At 71.6% G+C, this 3,096-nt stretch carries 4 protein-coding genes; all 4 read left to right on the forward strand.

What is annotated here, in order from left to right; all coding sequences use genetic code 11:
- Positions 1 to 619 (forward strand): homoserine O-acetyltransferase/O-succinyltransferase family protein (locus tag ACESL7_RS05985; protein WP_372892406.1); only part of this gene is annotated, 619 nt, incomplete at its 5' end.
- Entirely contained in the window at positions 609 to 1,562 is a 954-nt protein-coding gene (locus ACESL7_RS05990; RefSeq protein ID WP_372892407.1) for an alpha/beta fold hydrolase, read from the forward strand. The genes ACESL7_RS05985 and ACESL7_RS05990, both read left to right, overlap by 11 nt.
- 40 nt (positions 1,563 to 1,602) lie before the next feature.
- Positions 1,603 to 2,481, forward strand: coding sequence for a polyphosphate kinase 2 (ppk2, locus tag ACESL7_RS05995; RefSeq protein ID WP_372892408.1), 879 nt, complete (start codon positions 1,603 to 1,605; stop codon positions 2,479 to 2,481).
- Entirely contained in the window at positions 2,474 to 3,091 is a 618-nt protein-coding gene (locus ACESL7_RS06000; protein ID WP_372892409.1) for a TetR/AcrR family transcriptional regulator, read from the forward strand. The genes ppk2 and ACESL7_RS06000 overlap by 8 nt, the downstream gene beginning before the upstream one ends.
- Positions 3,092 to 3,096: the final 5 nt, after the last annotated feature.

Genomic DNA, 3,096 nt, shown 5'->3' on the forward strand with positions numbered 1-3,096 from the left:
CGACGGGCTGATCATCACCGGCGCCCCGATCGAGCATCTGCCCTTCGAGGAGGTCACCTACTGGGACGAGCTGCGCCGCGTCTTCGACTGGACGCAGACCCACGTGCACTCGACCTTCGGGGTCTGCTGGGGCGGCATGGCGATGATCCACCACTTCCACGGCGTGGCGAAGCACCTGCTGGACGAGAAGGCCTTCGGCTGCTTCCGCCATCGCAACCTCGCCCCCGCCTCACCCTACCTGCGCGGCTTCTCCGACGAGCTGCTGATCCCCGTCAGCCGCTGGACGGAGATGCGCCAGGCCGAGATCGACGCGGTGCCGGCGCTCGCCACGCTCATCGGCTCGGACGAGGTGGGCCCCTGCCTCGTGGAGGACCCGGACCACCGGGCGCTCTACGTCTTCAACCACCTCGAATACGACCGCGACACGCTCAAGCAGGAGTACGATCGCGACGTGGCCGACCACATCTCGACGCGCATCCCGGTGAACTACTTCCCCGAGGACGATCCCGCGCGCGCGCCGTCGAACCGCTGGCGCAGCCACGCGCATCTCCTCTACGGCAACTGGATCAACGAGATCTATCAGTCCACCCCCTTCGAGATCGACGCCATTGGCGCTTAAGGTCGGCCTCTGGCTCCTGCTCGCCCTCGCGCTTTTCGCGGCGGTGACCCTCTGGCGCGCCCGGGCGCACGAGGCGCGGGCCGAGGCGCGCTGGCCGCCCTCGGGCCGGATCGTCGAGGTGCAGGGGCACCCGGTGCACCTGCGCGAGATGGGCGACGGGCCGCCGCTGGTCCTGATCCACGGGGCGAGCGGGAACCTGCGGGATTTCACCTTCTCGCTGGCCGAGCGCCTCGCCGCGCGCTACCGCGTCATCGCGCTCGACCGGCCCGGCCTCGGCTACACGCCGCGGCTCGGCGACGGGGGCGCCTCGATCGTGGCGCAGGCGGATCTGCTGGCGCGGGCGGCGGCCCAACTCGGCGCGGAGCGGCCGATCCTGCTGGGCCACAGCTACGGTGGCGCGGTCGCGCTCGCCTGGGCGGTGCACCACCCTGAACGCGTGGCGGCGCTCGTGCCGCTCGCCGCCGCCTCCAACCCCTGGGAGAGCGACCTCTCGCTCTACTACCGGCTGACCTCGCACTCCTGGCTCGGGCCGATGGCGGTGGCGCTCATCGCCGCCTGGGTGCCGGACCGGGTGGTCGAAGAGGCAGTGGCCGGGGTCTTCGCCCCGCAGGAGGTGCCCGAGGGGTACGCCGCCCATTTCGGCCCGGGCCTCGCGCTGCGCCGCGCCACCCTGCGCGAGAACGCGCTGCAGCGGGCTTCGATCAACGCAGAGATCCGCGATCTGCACACCCGATACGGCGCGATCGACGTGCCGACCGAAATCCTCCACGGCGATGCCGACATGACCGTGGGCCTCTCGATCCATTCCGAGCCGCTGGCGACGCAGATCGCGGGCGCGCGGCTGACGGTGCTCGAGGGCGTCGGCCACATGCCGCACCACGCGCAAGAGGACGCGGTGGCCGCCGCGGTGGACCGGGCCGCGGCGCGGGCCGGATTGCGCTGACCGGACGCGGCCCCCATTATCGGGTGAAAAGGACGCGGCGATGCCCCTGCCCTTCGACGGCGCGATCACCGACTATTACGAGACCGAGGCGCCGGAGGCGATCCGCGCCGCCATCGCGCGTGCCGGCGACGACAGGGCGCGGCTCATCGGCGACGGCTTCCCCTATGCGCGAGCCATGAAGAAGAAGGCCTACAAGGCGCGCCTCGGCGACCTGCAGGTCGAGCTCGCCAAGCTGCAGCGCTGGACCCGCGACACGGGCGCGCGGGTCGTCGTCCTCTTCGAGGGGCGCGACGCGGCCGGAAAGGGCGGCACGATCAAGCGTTTCCGGGGCGAGATGAACCCGCGTGTCGCGCGCCTCGTCGCACTTCCTGCGCCCTCGGACCGCGAGGCGACGGAGTGGTACTTTCAGCGCTACGTCCGCCAGCTCCCCTCGGCGGGCGAGATCGTGCTCTTCGATCGCTCCTGGTACAACCGCGGCGTGGTGGAGCATGTCTTCGGCTTCTGCACGGCGGCCGAGCGCGCGCATTTCTTCCACCAGGTGACCGACTTCGAGAAAATGCTCGTCGACGACGGCGTCGTGCTGGTGAAGCTCTGGCTCAACGTCTCGCGTGCCGAGCAGCTGCGCCGCTTTCTCGCGCGGGAGCGCGATCCGGTGAAGCAGTGGAAGGTCTCGCGCATCGACGTCGAGGGCCTGCGCCGCTGGGACGCCTATACCGACGCCATCCGCGAGACGCTGGGGCGCACGCACACGCCGCGCGCGCCGTGGTATGTCGTCCGCTCCGACGACAAGCGCCGCGCGCGGCTGGAGGCGATCCGCGCCGTGCTCGCCCGGCTCGACTACGCGCACAAGGACCCGGAGGCGCTGGGAGAGCGCGATCCGGGGATCCTCGGCGGGCCGGAGCTCTGGCGCGATGGGTAAGCGTGGCTACCACCACGGCAACCTGCGCCAGGAACTCGTCGAGGCCGCGCTGCGGCTGATCGAGGCGCGGGGGCCGCAGGGCTTCACCCTCTCGGAGGCGGCGAAGCAGGCGGGCGTGACACCGGCGGCGGTCTACCGCCACTTCGAGGGGCGCGAGGACCTGATCGCCGAGGGCGCGCGCCAGGGCTACGAGATCTTCGCCGAGGTGATGGGCCACGCCTACGAGACGGGCCAGCCCTCGGCGCTCGCCGCCTTCGAGGCGACGGGGCGCGCCTATCTCGCCTTCGCGCGGCGCTATCCGGGCCACTACATCGCGATGTTCGAAAGCGGCATCTCGATCCAGCGCACGCCCGAGCTCGCCGCGGCGGCGGACCGTGCCTGGGGCGTGCTGCAGCGGGCGGCGGAGGAGCTGTCGCAGCACATCCCGCCCGAGAAGCGCCCGCCGCCGGCGATGTTCTCGGCGCATGTCTGGGCGATGAGCCACGGCGTCGTGGAGCTTTTCGCGCGCAACTCGCCCGGCACGCAGTCGCCCTTCCCGGCCGAGGAGCTTCTGGAAAGCGGCATCGGCGTCTACCTGCGCGGCCTCGGGCTGATCCCGCCGGACGAGTGAGCGGG

Origin of the sequence: Rhodosalinus sp., from assembly GCF_041685465.1 — a bacterium.
GTDB lineage: Bacteria > Pseudomonadota > Alphaproteobacteria > Rhodobacterales > Rhodobacteraceae > Rhodosalinus.

Bases quoted from the DNA above. Each gene is read 5' to 3' on its own strand.
- ppk2 (WP_372892408.1), top strand. From the start codon at position 1,603: ATGCCCCTGCCCTTCGACGGCGCGATCACCGACTATTACGAGACCGAG.
- ACESL7_RS06000 (WP_372892409.1), top strand. From the start codon at position 2,474: ATGGGTAAGCGTGGCTACCACCACGGCAACCTGCGCCAGGAACTCGTC.